A 17,351-nucleotide genomic window follows, 5' to 3' on the forward strand; every position below is an offset into this window, starting at 1 on the left:
TCCCCATCGCGGGGAACGGCGCCGCCGCGGGCGACGGCATCGCCGCGCAGCCGCAGACTAACCCTCACCCGCTTGCCTAGCAAGCGCTTGATTGGATTCGGCCGGAACGAGGACCGGCCCCGGCCGGGCGACGCGCATGAGGGCGGCCGCGACGGCCGTGGCGGCCAGCAGCCCGGCGCCCAGCAGGAAGGCCCATCGGCCCGCGGACACGTGCTCCGTGCCCGGGCCGGCGGTCAGGGCGCGCAGGTAGGCGCCGCCGAGGACGGCGGTGCCGAGCGTCGACCCGGCCTGCTGGACGGCGTTGAGCAGCCCGGCGGCCGACCCCGTCTCGTGCGGGCGGACCCGGGACAGCGCGGCGGTGAAGAAGGGGGTGGTGAACAGGCCGTTGCCGGCGCCCGCGACGGCCAGCCCCGCGGCGACGATCCCGAGCGTCCCGGCGGTCGCGGACGACCGGTAGGCGATGACGGTGACCGCCAGGCCGGCGAGCATGACCGCCAGCCCGGCGAACATCACCCGCCGCCCGTACCGGGGAACCAGGCGGGCGCCGGCGACCCAGGAGGCGATCCCCATGGCCGCCGACCAGGGCAGCAGGGCGAGCCCGGCGGTCAGCACGTCCTGCCCGAGACCGAGCTGGACCTCCAGGACGACCACCAGCGACAGGCCGTTCATCGCCGCGAAGAACAGGGCCGAGGTCGCCAGCGCGGCCGGGAAGCCGCGGTCGCGGAACAGGCTCGCCTCCACCAGCGCCGCGCGCCCGGCCCGCGCCCGGCGGCGCTGCTGGAAGGCGAAGCCCACGAGGAGCGCGACGCCCGCGACCGCCATGGCCCAGCCCCGCGCCGGTCCGCCGGTGGCGTCCCCCTGGATGAGGGGGAAGACGACCAGGCCGGTGCCCAGCGCCGCGAGCACGGTCCCCGTCCCGTCGAGCCTGGGCCGCGCCGCCCCCGCGGACGCCGCCCGGCCCGCATCCGCGTGAGCAGCCGCACCCGTCCCCTCGGCCGCTTTCCGGTCCGCCGCGTCGGGCGCCTCCCGGCCCGGCAGCAGGGGGACGGCGGCGAGCACGGCGGCGGCGAGTGGCAGGTTGACCAGGAAGGCCGCCCGCCACGACGAGCCGAACAGGTCGGCGTGCGTGAGCACCGCGCCGAGGACGGGCCCGGCGACGGCGGCCAGCCCCATCACCGGCCCGATACTCCCCATGGCCCTGGCCAGCTCCGCGCCGTCGAACATCGTGCGGATCAGCCCGATGGTCTGCGGGATGACCAGCGCCGCGGCGGCCCCCTGGACCGCGCGCAGGCCGATGAGCGTCCCCACGTCCGGCGCGAGGGCGCAGGCCGCCGACGCGAGCGCGAACCCGGCCACGCCCAGGGCGAACACCCGCCGCCGCCCGGCCAGGTCGCCCAGCCGGCCCCCGGTGATCAGCAGCACCGCGAACGGCAGCGTGTAGGCGGCGTTGAACCAAGGGATGGCGGAGGCGTCCCCGCCCAGGTCGGCGTGGACGACCGGCGCGGCGACCGTGACGATCGTCGCGTCCAGCAGGTTCATGGCCTCGGCGACCAGCAGCGCGGCCAGCCCGGCCCAGCGCAGGCGGCGGGCCGCGCTGTCATGGTGGAGGGGCATCGTTCTCCCTCTTCCTTCCTCAGGTGCTCGTTCGTGCGCGAACAGCGTCGGTCCGGCGGGCGAGGACCTTCCAGCCGAGCGGCGTCAGGTGCGGATTTCCGCCACGAACCGCCTCGAATGTGAGGAATCCTGGTCACATGGATGACGTGGATCGCGCCCTGGTGCACGCCCTGCACATCGACGGCCGGGCCCCGTTCAGCCGGGTCGCCGAGGTCCTGGGCGTGTCGCCGCAGACGGTGACGCGGCGCTACCGGCGGCTGCGCCGCGAGGCGGGGCTGCGCGTGGTGGGCCTGGCCGACCACGGCCGCTCCGGGCACACCCAGTGGGTGGTGCGCCTGAGCACCACGCCGGCCGCCGCCCGGCCCCTGGCCCACTCGCTGGCCCGCCGCGCCGACACCTCCTGGGTCAAGCTCACCTCCGGCGGCACGGAGATCTTCGCCATGGTCCACGCGCCCGACGCGACCAGCCCGCCCCTGCTGCACGACGTCCCGCGGCGGGCCGGCATCACCGCGGTCTCGGCCCACTGCGTGCTCCACACGTACCTGGGCGGGCCCGCCGCCTGGCACGGGCGCCTCCAGACCCTCGACGAGGGGCAGCGGGCGCTGCTGAGCCCTGACCTGCCGCCCACCGTCGCCGAGCCTCCCCGGCTGACCGGGGCGGACCGCTCGATGATCGACGCGCTGCGCCACGACGGCCGGGCGCCCCACGCCGACCTGGCCGCCGTCACCGGCTGGTCGCAGGCCACGGTGGCGCGCCGCCTGGCCGACCTGCGCGCCCGCGGCGCCCTGTTCTTCGACGTGGAGATCGACGCCGCCGCGTACGGCGTCACGACCCAGGCCCTGCTGTGGATGGCGGTCGCGCCCGGCGACCTGGAACGGGTGGCCATCGCCCTGGCCGGCCATCACGAGCTGGCCACGGTCATCGCCACGACCGGGAACACGAACCTGCTCGCCTGCGCGCTGTGCTCCGGCCCCGCCGACCTGCACCGCTACCTCGTCCACCGGCTCGGCGCCCTCGACGGCGTACGGACCCTGGAGACCGCTCCCGTCCACGCCACCCTCAAGGCGGCCGGCCACCTCCCCGCCGACGGGACACGTTTGGCCCGGACCGGCTGGGCAGGTGCGTGAGGCAAGCAGGGGCGGAAGTCAACGGAGGTGCGGCATGGCCGAGCAGCAAGACGTGATCAGCGTGCTGGTGACCGACCACCGCGAGGTCGAGCGGATGTTCGCGGAGCTGGAGACGATGATCGGCGCCGTCGACGAGCGGCCGAAGACCCTGGCCGAGCAGGTCGTCATCGAGCTCGTACGCCACTCGGTGGCCGAGGAGGCGTACCTGTACCCGGCGGTGCGCAAGTTCGTCGAGGGCGGCGACGAGCTGGCCGACCACGAGATCGCCGAGCACGCCGAGGCCGAGGAGACCATGAAGCGGCTGGAGAAGCTGGAGCCGGGCGACGAGGACTTCTGGCCGGTCATGGAGAAGCTGATGCGGGAGATCCGCCACCACGTCCAGGAGGAGGAGGGCGACCTGTTCCCGAAGCTGCGGGCGTCCTGCCCGGCCGAGGAGCTCACCGAGCTGGGGGCCAAGGTCGAGCGGGCCAAGAAGGTGGCTCCCACCCGGCCCCATCCGTCGGCGCCGGACACGCCGCCCCTCAACAAGCTGCTGGCGCCCGGGGCAGGCCTGGTCGACCGCCTGAGGGACGCCCTCACCGGCCGCGGCAAGTCCTGACCTGACCGGCCCGGGGCGGCCCCCCGGGTCGGCACGTCCAGAACCGGGACATCTATAGTCCCGGTATGCACATGGGTGAAGGAGTCGAGTGGGGCCTGCACTGCTGCGTGACCCTGGCCTGGCTGCGTGAGGAGGGGCCGGTGCCGATCCGCCGGCTGGCCGCCTGGTTCGACCTGCCGCAGGAGTACCTGAAGAAGCGCCTGCAGGCCCTCGCCCGGGCCGGCATCCTGGCCTCCACACCGGGGGTCAGGGGCGGCTTCTCCCTGGCCCGGCCGCCGGAGCGGATCACCCTCATGGACGTCGTCACCGCGTTGCAGGGCCCGCTGGAGCCGTTCCGCTGCGACGAGATCCGGCAGCGGGGCGTGGGCGGCGAGGGCGCCGGGAGCGAGTTCGCCCGCCCGTGCGGGATCTCCACCGCGATGCGCCGCGCCGAGCTGGCCTGGCGGCGCGAGCTGGCCGCCCAGACGATCGCCGACCTGATGGCGCACGCCCCGGCGGGCGCCGAGCGCACCCGCCGCAACTACAGCCGCATGACCGGCTGACCTCGCCCGCCCCGCAGGGCCGCCCCCGCGCATCCACCGCATCGCCTCAGCCCCCCCGCGACCTCGGGAAGTCGCCCCCGTCCCCCCGCGACCTCGGGAAGTCTCCACCGTCCCCCCCCGCGCCCTCGGGAGGTCGCCACCGTCCCCCGCCCGCCCCCTCAGGAAGGAAATCAGGATGCCTGATGTCCTGGTTACGACCCCGCATCGCCTCCGCCGCACGCTGATCCTGGCGCTCGGCACGTTCGCCGTCGGCACCGACGCGTACGTCGTGGCCGGGTTCCTGCCGGCCATGGCCCGCTCCCTCGGCGTCTCCGCGAGCGCCGCCGGACAGAGCGCCACCGCCTTCGCCGTCACCTACGCCGTGCTCTCCCCCGTCCTCGCCACCGTCACCTCCCGCGTCCCGCGCCGCCCGCTCCTCGTCGGCGCGCTGCTGCTCCTCGCGCTGGCCAACCTCGGCTCGGCGCTCGCGCCCGGCTACGCGGCGCTGATGGCCACGCGCGTGGCGGCCGCCGCCGGCGCGGCCGTCTTCACGCCGAACGCGGGGGCCGTGGCCGCCGCGCTGGTCGCGCCGGAGCGGCGGGCCCGCGCGCTGGCCGTGGTGGTGGGCGGCCTGACCGTCGCCACCGCCGTCGGCGTCCCCCTCGGCAACCTCGCGGGCCGGCTGCTGGACTGGCGCTCGGCCCTCGGGCTCGTGGCCGCGCTCTGCCTGCTCGCCGCGGCCGGGGTGCGCGCCGCCCTGCCGCCGCTGCCGGGCCACCCGCGGGTGCCGCTGCGCGAGCGCCTGGCGACCCTGCGCCGCCCCGGCGTGGTCGCCGTGCTGCCGCTGACCGTGCTCGGCCTGGCCGGCAGCTACGGCCTGTACGCGTACACCGTCCCGCTGCTGCGCGCCCTCGGCGCGGGGCCGGCCGCGGAGACCTGGCTGCTGTTCCTGTACGGCGCCGGGGCGGTGGCCGGGAACGCCGTGGCCGGCACGGCGGTGGACCGGCGCGGCCCGATCCGGGTCCTGGCCATCGGGTACGCGGCGATCGCCGGCTCGCTGGCCGCGCTGGCCTGGGCCGCGCACGCCGGGGTGACGTGGCTTCCGCTGACCGCGCTGCTGCTGGCTGCGTGGGGCGCGAGCACCTGGTCGCAGACCCCGGCGCAGCAGGTCCGGCTGATCGCGGCCGCGCCGCGGGAGACCGCCGTGGTCGTCGGGCTCAACGCCTCGGCGATGTACGCGGGCATCGCCCTGGGCACCGCCCTCGGCGGCGTCCTGCTCCCCGCCGGCCCGGCCGCCGCGCTGGCCGTCCACGCCGCCCTGGCCGTGGCGGCCCTCGGGTACCTGCTCGCCACCCGCCGCCACCGCTGAACGTCCTAAGATCGCGCCGTCGATCACCGGTGGCGCGGAAAAACGCCCAGCATTAGGTTTGTATGCCGACAGATACTGACACATGAGGAGAATTTCGTGGCCGACGAGGTGCCTCTCCCCAGGATCGACATCACCAGGCCGCACCAGGCCCGGGTGTGGAATTACTGGCTGGGCGGAAAGGACAACTACCCGGTCGACCGCGAACTCGCCGCGCAACTGCGCGACGTCTATCCGGGCATGGAGGACATCGCCCGTCACGCCCGGGCGTTCCTGGGGCGCACAGTGCGTTACCTCGCCGAAGAGGCAGGAATCCGGCAATTTCTGGATATCGGGACAGGATTGCCGACCGTGGACAACACCCATGAGGTCGCGCAGCGGGTGGATCCGACCTGCCGCATCGTGTACGTCGACAACGACCCCCTCGTGCTCGTCCACGCCCAGGCGCTGCTCGCCAGCCACCCCCTCGGCGCCTGCGACTACATCGAGGCCGACGTGCGCGACCCGGACGCGATCCTGGACTTCGCGGCCAAGACCCTGGACCTCACCCGCCCGACCGCGCTCATGCTCCTCGGCGTGATGGGCACGATCTTCGACGACGACCACGCGTACCGGCTGGTCGGGCACCTCCTGGACGCGCTGGCCCCGGGCAGCTACCTGGTGTTCGAGGACGGCACCAACACGGTCAACCCCGACGCCGCGGCCGAGGCCGAGCGCATGCGCGACGAGGGCAAGGTCTACTCCTACCGGCTGCGCACCCCCGGCGAGATCGGCCGGTTCTTCGACGGGCTGGAGCTGGTGGAGCCCGGCGTCGTGTCGGTGTCGCGCTGGCGGGTCGAGGCGGGCGTGTTCGGCGTGCCGGACGAGGTGGACGCCTTCTGCGGGGTGGGCCGCAAGCCGTGACCGGCCGTCCGGCCCCACCCCACCAGGCCGTCCCCGCCGTCAAGCCGTCCCCGCCGTCAGGCCGTTCCCGGCGTCAGACCGTTCCGGCGTCAGGCTGTGGCGGCGTCAGGCTGTGGCGGCGGCGAGCATCCGCAGGATGGCCGGCGTCGCCGCCGAGGGCCGGGCATGCAGGACGAGCTGGTCCAGCAGATGCTGGTACGGCAGGGCGTCCTGCTTGCGGGTGAGGTACTGCGCCCCGGCGATCTGCTCCAGGTAGACGACGTCGTCCAGGTCGGCGGGCGCGAAGCGCAGGACCGTGACCGGGCCGACGCCGCCGACGGGGCCGCCGGAGCTGAACGTGAGCACCTGGATCGTGACGTGCGGCAGCTCGGCGAGCATCGCGAGGTGTTCGAGCTGGGCGCGCATCGTCTCGGGCGGGGCCACCTGGCGGCGCAGGGCGCCCTCGTCGATCACCGCCCAGAGCTTCGGCGGGGCGGCCGACATGAGGATCTGCTGGCGGCGCATGCGCACCTGGACCCGGCGCTCGACCTCCTCGACCGGCTCCTGCTCACGTCCCTGCTGGATCACCGCGCGGGCGTAGTCCTCGGTCTGCAGCAGGCCGGGCACGTACTGGATCTCGTACGTGCGGATCAAGGACGCGTCGCGCTCCAGCCCGAGGTAGTCCTCGAACCAGTAGGGCACCACGTCGCGGTAGTCCTGCCACCAGGCGGGGGCGTTGGCCTGCTCGGCCATCGCCAGCAGCGTCGCGCGCTCGGCCTCGTCCGCGCCGTACAGGGTGAGCAGGTCGGCCACGTCGCGCAGCTTGAACCCGGTGCGGCCGAGCTCCAGACGGCTGATCTTGGAGTGGGAGCCCCGGATGAGGTATCCGGCCTCCTCGCGGCTGATGTTCCGCGCCTCCCGCAGGCGGCGCAGGTGCGCGCCCACCAGGATGCGCAGCGCGGTCGGCCCGGAATGGCGGGGAATCCTGCCCGGAATTCCGGCATCCGGGACTCCGGCCACGTCGCCTCTGTCCCGAGCAGTCGACATAATGCTCCAAAATTAGCAAATCGCGGCAGCCCGACCGATCCATCCTGCCACGCCTTCCAGCCGCATGCCATTTCCCGGCGCGCGGGCATTTCACCCCAATACGCACACTCATCACGACAGCGTCGTCCGCAAAATCGGACTAAGCGCCATTTATCCACCAAAAAGCTCGCATGATCTTCCGCTATGCGGCTTGTGCCCGGGCTTCGTGGACGACTCAGCCACCGTTACAGGGGACACGCCGCAAAACCGCAGGCCATCCCGTATCTCTCGCCGACATCGCGCGGGCCGTCACCGGGATGCGACCTTCGATCTGTCCTTCGCCTCGCCTCTGATCAGGCACGACGGCCTGACCGGGGTGATGGACCGATTGGAGTGGAGATGCCCCGACCCACCGCGCGGACGATCAAGGCGGCGACGGCCGTGAGCGCACTGGCCTCGCTCGTGGCCCTGGCGGGACCGGCCGAGGCGGCCTCGGCCCGTCCGCCGCTGCCGTCCCGCACGGACACGGCCTTCCAGAACGAATGCCTCACCGCCCACAACGCCTACCGTGCGCGTCACGGGGCCCCGAACCTCACGACCGACCAGGCGCTCGTCGCCTACGCCAAACAGCGCGCGGACCAGATAACCCGCTACGACGGCCTGGAGGGCACGCGCAGTCAGCCGGCATCACGGCAGTACGGCCAGAACGTCCACTGGTACCGGTCCTTCACGCCGGACCGGACGGCGTCCTGCACGGCCGCCGTCAAGAGTTGGTACGACGGCGGCCGTACCTACGACTTCGCCCACCCCGGCTTCTCCACGCGCACGGGCTCCTTCACCCAGGTGGTCTGGAAGGGCACGACCAAGGTCGGCTGCGCCCGGGCCGCCGGGCAGGGACCCAGCGCGTACGAGACCTACGTCGTCTGCGCGTACAAGGCTCCGGGCAACGTCACGGGCCGCTACCGGGAGAACGTCCTGCCGCAGAGGTGACCCCGCCTACCGGCCTGCCCGGGGGGAGCGCCCGTCCCGTGGGGGCGGGCGCCTTCCCGCCTCCCGTGGCGAGCGGCGGGCGGTCGGCCTCCGGCGGTCGCCCCGCAGCCGCCAGGAACCGCCGGAGGCCCCACGACGTCCCCTACGGCCACCTCCGGCCCCGGGCGCCCCGAGACCCGTCCAGCACCCCCGTCCAGCCCCGAGATCCCGTCCGGACCAGCGGCTCATACGTGGCCGCCGTCAGGCCGGGCCGCGGGCTGGGTCGTCCGCGTCCAGGGCGGCGACGAGGCCGAGCAGGCCCGTGACGAGGTCGTCCCCCAGGCGGCGCCAGGCCGCGGCGGCGTCGCCCGGCCCGACGCGGCCCGCGGCGCGCCCCGCCGCCAGGTCCGTCTCCAGCTCGGCGCACATGTGCACGACGAGCTGGCGCGTCATGGCCTCCCGGCGGGCGGTCGCGCCGGTGTCGTCCCCCGGCTCCCGGCCACCGCATCCGGGTCCCGCATGCGCAGCGGCGCGTTCCGCGTCCGCAGAGGCCCGCTCCACGTGCGCCCCAAGCCGCTCCGCATGTACGGCGGGCCGTTCCCCGTGCGTAGCAAGCCGTTCCCCGTGCGTAGTATGCCGCTCCGCATGTACGGCGGGCCCTTCCCCATGCATGGCGAGCCGTTCCGCGTGCGCGGCGGACCGCTCCGCGTGCGCGGCGGACCGTTCCGCGTGCATGGCGTCGTACAGGCGGCGCAGGGACGGCGTCTCCAGGTGCACGCGCACGGCGTGCTCCCGCAGCGCCGGCTCGACCGCGATCTGGGCGAGGAAGCGCGCGTACCAGGACGGGGTGCCGAGCTCGATCTGGTGCTCGACGCGGGGCAGGACGGCGCAGCGGAGCCGGTCGAGCGGCGACATCCGCGCCGGGTCGCCGAGCGCGGTCATCATGGCCAGCCGGTGCCGCTCGATCGCCGCGGCGTGTTCGGCCAGGACGGCCTGGATGAGGGCGTCGCGCCCGGCGAAGTGGTACTGCACGGCGGAGTTGTTGCGCTGCCCGGCGGCCTCGCCGATCTGCCGGATGGACACGCCGGCGAGGCCGCGGGTGGCGTAGAGCCGCTCGGCGGCGCGCATGATGAGGCTCCGCGCGGCGGCCGAGCGGGGCGAGCTCACACCGTCCGCCGCCCGCTCACCAGACGACCCGACCGTCCCGCCGCCCGCTCACCAGGCGCGCCCCGGACGATCCGACGCCCGCTCACCGGGCGCGCCCCGGACGATCCGACGCCCGGTCACCAGGCGCCCCGGACGCTCCGCCGCCGCCCGGTCACCACGCCACCCAGACGTTCTCCAGGCCGCCCGACAGCAGCCCGGTGCGCAGGCGCAGGGCCTCGGCGCCGTCGCGCAGGCGCAGGCCGGGCAGCCTGCGGATCAGCGTGCCGAGCACGACCTGCAGCTCCAGGCGGGCCAGCGGCTGGCCCAGGCAGTAGTGCGGGCCGGCGCCGAAGGTGAGGTGCTGGTTGGCGTTGTCCCGGTGCGGGTCGAACCGCTCGGGGTCGGCGAACTTGCGCGGGTCGCGGTTGGCGGCGGGACGGCACGGGATCAGCGTGCTCCCGGCGGCCACCTTGACCCCGCCGACGTCGAGGTCCTCACCGGCGACGCGGGGGAAGCCGACCACGCTGAGCGTGCTGTCGAGGCGCAGCACCTCCTCGACCGTGCCGGGGATGAGGCCGGGGTCGTCGATGACCGCCTGGTAGTGCTCGGGCTCGGCCAGGAGCATCGCGACCATGATGGCGATCATGTTGGAGGTGGTCTCGTGCCCGGCCAGCAGCAGCGCCCGTACGGTGGCGATCAGCTCCTCGTGGCTGAGCCGGCCGTCCTCGCTGTCGGAGATCTGGGTCAGCTCGCTGAGCAGGTCCTCGCCGGGCTCGGCGCGCCGCGCGTCCACCAGGTCGGAGACGTACGCGTCGAACTCCTCGTACGCCTGCTGCACCTCCTCCTGCGTGTGGCGGGTGAGGGTGAGCATGACCCGCGACCAGTGCGCGAACTTGTCCTGGTCCTCGGCCGGGGCGCCGACCAGGGCGCAGATGACCCGCACCGGCAGCGGCAGGCCCAGCCGGACCGAGAGGTCGGCCGGGGAACCGGAGGCCAGCAGGTCGTCCACCAGCTCGTCGCACATGGCCTGCACGCGGGGCCGCCATGCCTCCATCCGGCGGATGGTGAAGGAGGGGCTGAGCAGCCGCCGCCACCGGCGGTGGCCCTCGCCCTGGGTGATGGTCATCGTGTTGCGGGCGAACAGGCCGCCGTCCTGCGTGGTCGCGATCCGCGCGGCGTCCTGGCCGCCGCGCCGGAAGCGCGGGTCGGTGAGCAGGGCGCGCACGTCGTCGTAGCGGGTGACGAGCTGGGCGGTGTCGCCGCTGGGCAGCCGGACGTGCGCCACGGGGCATTTCTCCTGCAGCTCGCTCCACTCGTGCGGCGGGCGCAGGGCCTCCTCCCGGTCGAAGGGATAGGTGGGCACGGACTCGGTCATGACGCCCCCTCAAGTCGATGTCGGGTCGATCTTGACGCTAAGGCAGTCGCCTTAATAAGGCAATCGCCTTAACCGGGGAAAATCGTTTCGATCGGTTCGGGGCGCGTACGCTATGATCACGCTGGCCGGCAGAGCGCCCAGCGGACACGAGGAACGATGTCGAGCATCAAAGAGGTCGCCCGCCTCGCCGGAGTCTCCGTCGGCACCGTCAGCAACGTGCTCAACCGTCCCGAGTTGGTGGCGCAGGAGACGCGGCTGCGCGTGCAGGCGGCGGTGGCCCAGCTCGGCTACGTGCGCAACGGCTCGGCGCGCCACCTGCGGGCGGGGCGCAGCCGCACCATCGGCGTGGTGGCGCTCGACCTGTCCAACCCGTTCGTCATCGACGTGCTGCGCGGCGTCGAGGCCGCGGCGGAGACCGCCGACCTCAACGTCATGGTCGTCAACAGCAGCAAGGACGCCGCCCGCGAGGCGCGGCTGCTGGAGATGTTCGAGGAGGAACGGCCCTTCGGCGTGCTGATCACGCCGGTGAACGCCGAGGGGCAGGATCTGCGGCTGGGCCGGCTCGTGACGCGCGGCATCCCGGTGGTGGTGTTCGACAACTCCTCGCGGCAGGGCCGGGGCTGCGCGGTCGCGGCCGACGACGTCCTCGGCGGCCGGCTGGCCGGCCTGCACCTGCGGGAGCGGGGGCATCGCCACATCGCGTTCGCGGGCGGGCCGTTCACCGTCCGCCAGGTGGAGGAGCGCCACCAGGGGCTGGCCGGCGCGATGGCGCCCGGCGACCGGCTGACCGTCATCCCGCTGCCGGACCTCACCGTCGCCACCGGCCGCACCGCCGGCGAGGAGATCGCCGGCATGTCCCGCGCCGACCGTCCCACGGCGGTCTTCTGCGCGAACGACCTGGTCGCGCTGGGCGTGCTCCAGGAGCTGACGCGGCACGGCCTGCGGGTGCCGGACGACGTGGCGATCCTCGGCTACGACGACATCGACTTCGCCGCGGCGGCCGCCGTGCCGCTGTCGTCGATCCGCCAGCCGCGCGAGCAGCTCGGCCACACGGCCGCGCTCATGCTCATGGAGGAGGCCAACCAGCCGGACTTCCACGAGCACCGGCAGGTCATCTTCCAGCCCGACCTGGTCGAGCGCGCCTCCACCGCCCGTGCCCGCTGACGCGTACTCATCGCGTATGTACCCCCGGTATGGAGTCGCGGCCATGAGCGTGCCCCTCGCCCTGCTCGGCCGGCCGGCCCGCGACGGGAAGGCGGCCGGGGAGAGCGAGCCGGGCGACGGGCCCGGCCGCAAGCGCTACGCCATCACCACCACCGGCAGCCACGAGGTCGAGGCGTGGCTGTCCGAGCCCGTGGCGGCCGAGCCGTACCTGAGGCGCACGCGCGAGCCGTCGGAGGTCAGGCGCGGCGGCGCCCCGGTCGACGCGCTCCTCGCCGACCACGGCCTGTTCCACCTGGAGGCCGACCCGCGCTGGATCGACGTCGCCTCCGCGCGGCTGTCCGCGCCGGCTGAGACGGTCCGCCCCTCGTGAGGGCCGAGGCACGGTCAGGCCGCCGCGCCCACCAGGGACGCGGCCGTCTGGGCCAGCACGGCGCGCGCCACCGCGTCCGCCTGTCCCGGCAGGGCGCCGTCGTCCCCCGGGTGGGCGGCCACGGCCGTCCACGGCCCGAGGGCGAACCGGCGGGGATGGGCGTCGCCGGCCCCGGTGACGAGCCTCCGGTCCGCAGCCCGTACGTCCAGCAGTCCCGTCGTCTCCCGGCACTCCCCCCGGGCGCGCAGCGCGGAGAGCAGCGGGTCGGCGGCGCGGCTCGGGCGTAGCTCGGGCAGCCGCGCCTCGACCAGGGCACGCGCGCCGATCGCGCCCGGGACGGTGGCGCCGGACGCCCGCCAGGCGGCCGAGCGTTCGTCCTGGTCCACCCGCATGCCCGCGCCGAGGAACGTGACCACGCCCGCCCGGGCCAGCGCCCGCAGCTCGGCCAGCCGGGACACCGGCGGACCGCCCGCCAGGAAGCCGCACAGCCGCTCGAACCACGGATCGGGCTCCCGGCCCGCCAGGACGGCCCGGACGGAGAGCACGCGGTGGACCAGCGCCAGGTCGGCGCCGTGCGCGGGGTCGGCCCGGCGTTCCAGCGCGGCGGCCAGGTAGCCGTGCATCCACCGTTGCAGCCCGGCGAGGTCGCCGAAGCGCATGCCATGCAGCGGGCGCTCCAGCCGGTCCAGGTTGAGCCGGTCGGCGAAGCGCGGCACGGACCGGGTGACCAGGGCCCGCATCTCCCTGCCGCCCCACTCGGCCTCCGCGAAGACGGCCTCGAAGTCGTCCCAGCCGACGCGGGTGCGCGCCGGGTGGGCGGTGAACAGCTCGCGGTAGTACGCGTACGCCAGCTCCTTGGCGACGGCCCGCCGCAGCTCCTCCGGCGGGGTGTCGCGGGTGAGGAACCGGGGCGGGCCGGGCGGCGGCCCGGCGAGCCGGTGGCCGGGACGGGCCTGGTGGGGCACGCCGCGCCGCGAACCGACGTACAGGAGCGGCTCGTCACCGCTGGGCAGATAGACGGGTTCGCCGCCGCGCCCGCCGGCGAACCGGCCGCCCCGCTCGGTGACCAGCAGCGTGAGCAGGCGCGTGAACGCCGATCCGACGCCGCGCACCAGCACCGGCTCCCCCGCCGGGAGCAGCCCCGGGCCGGGGTCGGCGGCCTGGCCGGCGGGCACGTGCAGCAGGCCGTGACGGGCGGCGAACACGGCCTGCTCCGTCTCGGCGGGTGACGGCGGCGCGCCGTGGTCGCCCAGCGCCAGCACCACCGCGTCGGCCTCCAGCCGGGTCCCGCCGGACAGCTCCACCCGCTGCCGGCCCGCGCCGCCGGTGAGCCCGGCCGCCCGTTCCCGATGCAGGTGGACGCGGACGGCGCCGGGCGCCGCGCGCACGGTCCGCTCGAACGCGTGCGAGGGGTACGGGTCCACGACGTGCACGTCCAGGCCGTCGCCGGGCGCCTCGGGGAGGCAGGCGCGCAGCCGCCGCACCACGCACGCGCCCGCCGGCCCGGCGCCGACGACCACGACCGTGCCGGCGCGCCCCCTGTCCCCTCCCGCGCAGCCCTGCTTCATGATCACGAAGCTACGCGCCCGGCGGCATATTGTCAATATTTCCTACCTGATATGCATGCATTATGGAACGGCGCGGTTCTCCCAGGCCCAGGCCGCGATCTCGACCCGGTTGCGGGCGCCGAGCTTGGCCAGCACGCCGGCGACGTGCCCCTTGACCGTGCTCAGCGAGATGGACAGCTCGGCGGCGATCTCCTGGTTGGTGCGTCCCCGGGCGACCGCTCGCACCACCTCGGCCTCCCGCTCCGACAGGGCCCGCACGGGCCTCCGTCCGACCCCGTCCCCGGTGCCCGCGAGGCGGCTCAGCAGCCGCAGCGTGACCGACGGCGAGATGAGCGCGTCTCCGGCGTGCGCCGCCCGCACGGCCTCGGCCAGGAGGGCGGGGCCCGCGTCCTTCAGCACGAACCCGGCCGCCCCGCCGCGCAGCGCCCCGTGGACGTACGCGTCCAGGTCGAACGTCGTGACCACCACCACCCGCAGCGGATCCGGCACGCCGGGGCCGGCCAGGGCGCGGGTGACGGCGACGCCGTCGAGGCGGGGCATCTGCACGTCCACCAGGCACACGTCGGGGCGCAGCTCGCGGGCCAGTGCGACCGCCTCCTCGCCGTCGGCGGCCTCGGCCACCACGCTGATGCCCGGCTCGTCCTCCAGGATGATCCGCAGGCTGGCGCGGACCATCGCCTGGTCGTCGGCCAGCAGAACCCTGATCGTCATCGGCGCCTCCGCCCGGGGACGGGCAGGGTGGCCCGCACGGCCCAGCCGGCGTTCCCTGGGCGCGGGCCGGCGGTGAGCGTGCCGCCGAGGGCGTCGAGCCGTTCGCGCATGCCGATCAGGCCGTACCCGCCGCCTCGCGGGCCTCCTCCGGCGCCTGCGCCCGCGCCGCCCAGCCGGAGACGGCGGGCGGGGGCGGGCGGGGCGTCGTCGGTCACCTCGACGGTGATCGTGTCGTGGTCCTCGGTGACGGTGACCGAGACGGCGCGGGCGCGGGGAGCGTGGCGGGAGACGTTCGTGAGGGATTCCTGCACGATCCGGTGGACGGTGGCGGCGACCTCGGGCGGCCATCCGGGCTCGCCCTCGGGCAGGTGGAGGCGTACCGGGGGGCCGGTGAAGCGCCGCACCAGCTCGCCGAGCCGATCGGCGGCGGGGGTGTGCGCCGCGGGTTCCGGGGAGGGGGTGTCGTCGCGCAGCAGGCCGACGACGCGGCGGGCTCCTGCGAGCGCGTCGGAGCCGGCGGCCTCGATGCCGGCCAGGCAGGCGTCCACCCGGTCGGGGCTCCGGCGGGCCACGAGCCGGGCGGCCTGGGTCTGGAGCACCACGCTGGTGACGTGGTGGGCGACGACGTCGTGCAGCTCCCTGGCCAGCCGGAGGCGTTCGTCGCGGCGTACCCGCTCCGTGGCGGCCCGGCGGCGGGCGTGCAGCAGGCGCGCCCCCAGCCCGAGGCCGGTGGCGGCGAGCCAGGCCAGGCCGTACAGCTCGGCCACGGTCGCGTGCGCGATGGAGGAGACGAACGCGAGCACGGCCACGGCGAGCCCTCCCGCCGCGACCGCGCCCGCCCGCCGCCACGGGAGCGTCCGGACGGCGGAGCCGGTGAGGACCGCCAGGGCGAGCGCCATGGCGGGGCCGGGCTCGGCGGGCAGGTGCGCCAGGCGGGCGGTCAGGACGGCCACCGCGGCGACGGCCAGGCCCGCGGCGGCCGCCCGGGCGGGGCGCCCGCGGCGCAGCAGCGCGATGACGCACACCACCGTCCCGGCGGCGCATCCGAACCACCACGCGCCGCCGCCCCAGCTCCGCTCGATCCGGTACGCCACGAAGACCTGCGTCAGGGCGAACACCGCCGCGAGCCCCACGTCCATCGCCGACCGGCGACGTTCACGGGCCGCTCGCTCCCGCACGTCCTCCCAGCTCCCCCAGGCGGACGCGTCATCCCCCAGGCGGTCGGGGCCGGGATCGCCGGGGCGCGAAGGAGCGGGGCCGAGGCCGTCCGTGGCGGGCACGGCGTCCACGTTAGAGAGTCCCGGCCGCGCGTCACACCGGCCGAAAGGACGATCCCCTCACATATTCCTTGACGCGAATATTCGTCATGGAGCATACTTCTCTCCATGGACGCACTCCTCGCCGCCCTGGCCGACCCGGCCCGCTGGCGGCTCGTGAACCTGCTGGCCGAGCGGCCCCGCCCGGTCGGCGTCCTCGCCCGGCTCGCCGAGGCGCGCCAGCCGCAGACGACCAAGCACCTGCAGACCCTGGAGCGCGCCGGGGTCGTCACCTCCCAGCGCAGCGGCCAGCGCCGCGTCTACGCGCTGCGGCCCGGCCCCCTGCGGGAGCTGGCGGCCGCGCTGAGCCGGCTCGCCGACACCGCGGACCAGGCCGGCGGCCCGCGTGAGACGTACGACCGCTACGGGGTGAGCCTCCAGGCCGAACGGCTCGCCGCGGAGGAGACGGGGTGGGCCGACGGGCGCTCGTTCAGGTTCGCCCGGTCGCTCGCGGGCCCTCCCGAGCTGGTCTGGCGCCACCTGACCGAGACGTCCTTGCTCGCCCGCTGGTGGACGCCCGACGACCTGCGCGTCTCCGAGCTCGTGTTCGACGCGCGGCCGGGCGGGCGGATCGTCCTGGAGTACCGCGACGCCGAGGACGCCGACGGCTCCGACCCGGTCGCCGGGCGCGGGGAGGGAGTCGTCGAGGACGTCCTGACCGGCGAGCGCCTGTCGTACCGGCTCTCCCCCCTGCTCCCCGGCGGCGGGACGGCCTTCACCGCCCACGTCACCCTCGACCTCCGTCCCACCGGCACCGGCACGGACCTCGACGTCCTGTACCGGATCACCGACAGCACCATCGACTCCGCGGACTTCGTCGCGGGCATCGAGATCGGCTTCGGCCAGAGCCTCGACAAGCTCGCGGCGACCCTCGCCGCGCCCTCCCCCACCACCCCAAGGAGCACCACGTGACCGAGCAGACCACCCCCCGCAGGGTCGTCACCAACATGAGCCTCTCCCTCGACGGCCACTACGCCGGGCCGGGCGACCCGCGCGACATGGGCTGGGTGATGCCGTACGCCGTCACCGACGTCGCCCGCGACCACCTGACGAGCCTCTGGGAGCCGGCGACGACCGCCCTGCTCGGGCGGGTCAACGCCGAGGGCTTCCTCGGTTTCTGGCCCACCGTCATCGGCATGGAGGGCGCCGACCCGCGCGACGAGGGCTTCGCGAAGTGGCTCGTCGACGCCGACAAGGTGGTCCTCTCCTCCACCCTCGCCGAGGCGCCGTGGGAGCGGACGACGATCGCCGACCGGCCGGCCGCCGAGGTGGTCGAGGACCTCAGGCGGACCGAGGGCGGCGACATCCTCGTGCTCTCCAGCGCGAGCGTCATCAAGGCGCTGCTGGCGGCCGACCAGGTCGACCGGCTGGCGCTCACGGTCTTCCCGGTCTTCCTCGGCGGCGGGCCGCGCCTCTTCGACGACGGCCTGCCCGCGGGGCGGTGGTCGCTGGTCAACCAGGCCGCGGGCGAGCACGGCACCCTGGCCCTGGTGTACGACCGGCTCCGCTGACGCTCCTCGTGCGGCATGGCCGTGATCGTGCCGATGTGGCACCATTCGGAAGTCGCACCTCCTGCCCGCCATCGCGGCGTTCGCGGC

The 17,351-nt window shown here is 75.1% G+C and carries 17 protein-coding genes; 10 read left to right on the forward strand and 7 right to left on the reverse strand.

What is annotated here, in order from left to right; all coding sequences use genetic code 11:
* Positions 1–57 precede the first annotated feature (57 nt).
* Entirely contained in the window at positions 58–1,614 is a 1,557-nt protein-coding gene (locus HTZ77_RS10635; protein WP_175589344.1) for an MFS transporter, read from the reverse strand.
* Positions 1,615–1,751: 137 nt separating this feature from the next.
* Here HTZ77_RS10635 and HTZ77_RS10640 point away from each other — a divergent pair, with 137 nt between their 5' ends.
* The 5 genes from HTZ77_RS10640 (at position 1,752) to HTZ77_RS10660 (ending at position 6,129) form a co-directional block, all read left to right on the forward strand.
* Complete coding sequence (locus HTZ77_RS10640) at positions 1,752–2,741, forward strand: Lrp/AsnC family transcriptional regulator (RefSeq protein ID WP_175589345.1); 990 nt, start codon at positions 1,752–1,754, stop codon at positions 2,739–2,741.
* A 34-nt stretch (positions 2,742–2,775) separates the two neighbouring features.
* Positions 2,776–3,339: a hemerythrin domain-containing protein gene (locus HTZ77_RS10645; RefSeq protein WP_175589346.1), complete on the forward strand. Its 564-nt coding sequence runs from the start codon at positions 2,776–2,778 to the stop codon at positions 3,337–3,339.
* Positions 3,340–3,404: 65 nt separating this feature from the next.
* The gene (locus tag HTZ77_RS10650; protein ID WP_175589347.1) at positions 3,405–3,881 is read left to right on the forward strand and encodes an RrF2 family transcriptional regulator; all 477 of its coding nucleotides are present in this window, start codon (positions 3,405–3,407) and stop codon (positions 3,879–3,881) included.
* 175 nt (positions 3,882–4,056) lie between these two features.
* Entirely contained in the window at positions 4,057–5,229 is a 1,173-nt protein-coding gene (locus HTZ77_RS10655) for an MFS transporter (RefSeq protein ID WP_175589348.1), read from the forward strand.
* A 96-nt stretch (positions 5,230–5,325) separates the two neighbouring features.
* Entirely contained in the window at positions 5,326–6,129 is an 804-nt protein-coding gene (locus HTZ77_RS10660) for an SAM-dependent methyltransferase (RefSeq protein WP_328808517.1), read from the forward strand.
* Between the two features lie 105 nt (positions 6,130–6,234).
* Here the strand turns inward: HTZ77_RS10660 and HTZ77_RS10665 are convergent, their stop codons facing one another.
* Positions 6,235–7,128, reverse strand: coding sequence for a helix-turn-helix domain-containing protein (locus HTZ77_RS10665; RefSeq protein ID WP_328808518.1), 894 nt, complete (start codon positions 7,126–7,128; stop codon positions 6,235–6,237).
* A gap of 405 nt (positions 7,129–7,533) precedes the next feature.
* Between HTZ77_RS10665 and HTZ77_RS10670 the strand changes: the two genes are divergently transcribed.
* Positions 7,534–8,124: a CAP family protein gene (locus HTZ77_RS10670; protein ID WP_175589350.1), complete on the forward strand. Its 591-nt coding sequence runs from the start codon at positions 7,534–7,536 to the stop codon at positions 8,122–8,124.
* 240 nt (positions 8,125–8,364) lie between these two features.
* Here the strand turns inward: HTZ77_RS10670 and HTZ77_RS10675 are convergent, their stop codons facing one another.
* Both HTZ77_RS10675 and HTZ77_RS10680 read right to left on the reverse strand, forming a co-directional pair.
* A complete protein-coding gene (locus tag HTZ77_RS10675; protein ID WP_175589351.1) occupies positions 8,365–9,231 on the reverse strand; it encodes a TetR/AcrR family transcriptional regulator in 867 nt (288 codons plus the stop codon).
* 190 nt (positions 9,232–9,421) lie between these two features.
* Entirely contained in the window at positions 9,422–10,624 is a 1,203-nt protein-coding gene (locus HTZ77_RS10680) for a cytochrome P450 (protein WP_175589352.1), read from the reverse strand.
* A 156-nt stretch (positions 10,625–10,780) separates the two neighbouring features.
* Here HTZ77_RS10680 and HTZ77_RS10685 point away from each other — a divergent pair, with 156 nt between their 5' ends.
* On the forward strand, positions 10,781–11,788 hold the full coding sequence (locus HTZ77_RS10685; protein WP_175589353.1) for a LacI family DNA-binding transcriptional regulator: 1,008 nt from the start codon (positions 10,781–10,783) through the stop codon (positions 11,786–11,788).
* 43 nt (positions 11,789–11,831) lie between these two features.
* A complete protein-coding gene (locus HTZ77_RS10690) occupies positions 11,832–12,158 on the forward strand; it encodes a hypothetical protein (protein ID WP_235994540.1) in 327 nt (108 codons plus the stop codon).
* Between the two features lie 14 nt (positions 12,159–12,172).
* On the opposite strand, the gene HTZ77_RS10695 is transcribed toward HTZ77_RS10690, so the two are convergent.
* Genes HTZ77_RS10695 through HTZ77_RS10705 form a run of 3 tightly spaced genes read right to left on the reverse strand, consistent with a single transcriptional unit; the run spans position 12,173 to position 15,717 of the window.
* A complete protein-coding gene (locus tag HTZ77_RS10695) occupies positions 12,173–13,726 on the reverse strand; it encodes an FAD/NAD(P)-binding protein (RefSeq protein ID WP_175589354.1) in 1,554 nt (517 codons plus the stop codon).
* A gap of 60 nt (positions 13,727–13,786) precedes the next feature.
* A complete protein-coding gene (locus tag HTZ77_RS10700) occupies positions 13,787–14,437 on the reverse strand; it encodes a response regulator (RefSeq protein ID WP_175589355.1) in 651 nt (216 codons plus the stop codon).
* Complete coding sequence (locus tag HTZ77_RS10705; RefSeq protein ID WP_328808519.1) at positions 14,434–15,717, reverse strand: sensor histidine kinase; 1,284 nt, start codon at positions 15,715–15,717, stop codon at positions 14,434–14,436. Before HTZ77_RS10705 ends, HTZ77_RS10700 begins: the two co-directional genes overlap by 4 nt.
* Before the next feature lie 105 nt (positions 15,718–15,822).
* Here HTZ77_RS10705 and HTZ77_RS10710 point away from each other — a divergent pair, with 105 nt between their 5' ends.
* On the forward strand, positions 15,823–16,665 hold the full coding sequence (locus HTZ77_RS10710) for a metalloregulator ArsR/SmtB family transcription factor (RefSeq protein WP_175589356.1): 843 nt from the start codon (positions 15,823–15,825) through the stop codon (positions 16,663–16,665).
* The gene (locus HTZ77_RS10715) at positions 16,662–17,264 is read left to right on the forward strand and encodes a dihydrofolate reductase family protein (RefSeq protein ID WP_175589357.1); all 603 of its coding nucleotides are present in this window, start codon (positions 16,662–16,664) and stop codon (positions 17,262–17,264) included. The genes HTZ77_RS10710 and HTZ77_RS10715 overlap by 4 nt, the downstream gene beginning before the upstream one ends.
* Positions 17,265–17,351 lie beyond the last annotated feature (87 nt).

The organism is Nonomuraea montanisoli (assembly GCF_013363975.1).
Taxonomy (GTDB): domain Bacteria; phylum Actinomycetota; class Actinomycetes; order Streptosporangiales; family Streptosporangiaceae; genus Nonomuraea; species Nonomuraea montanisoli.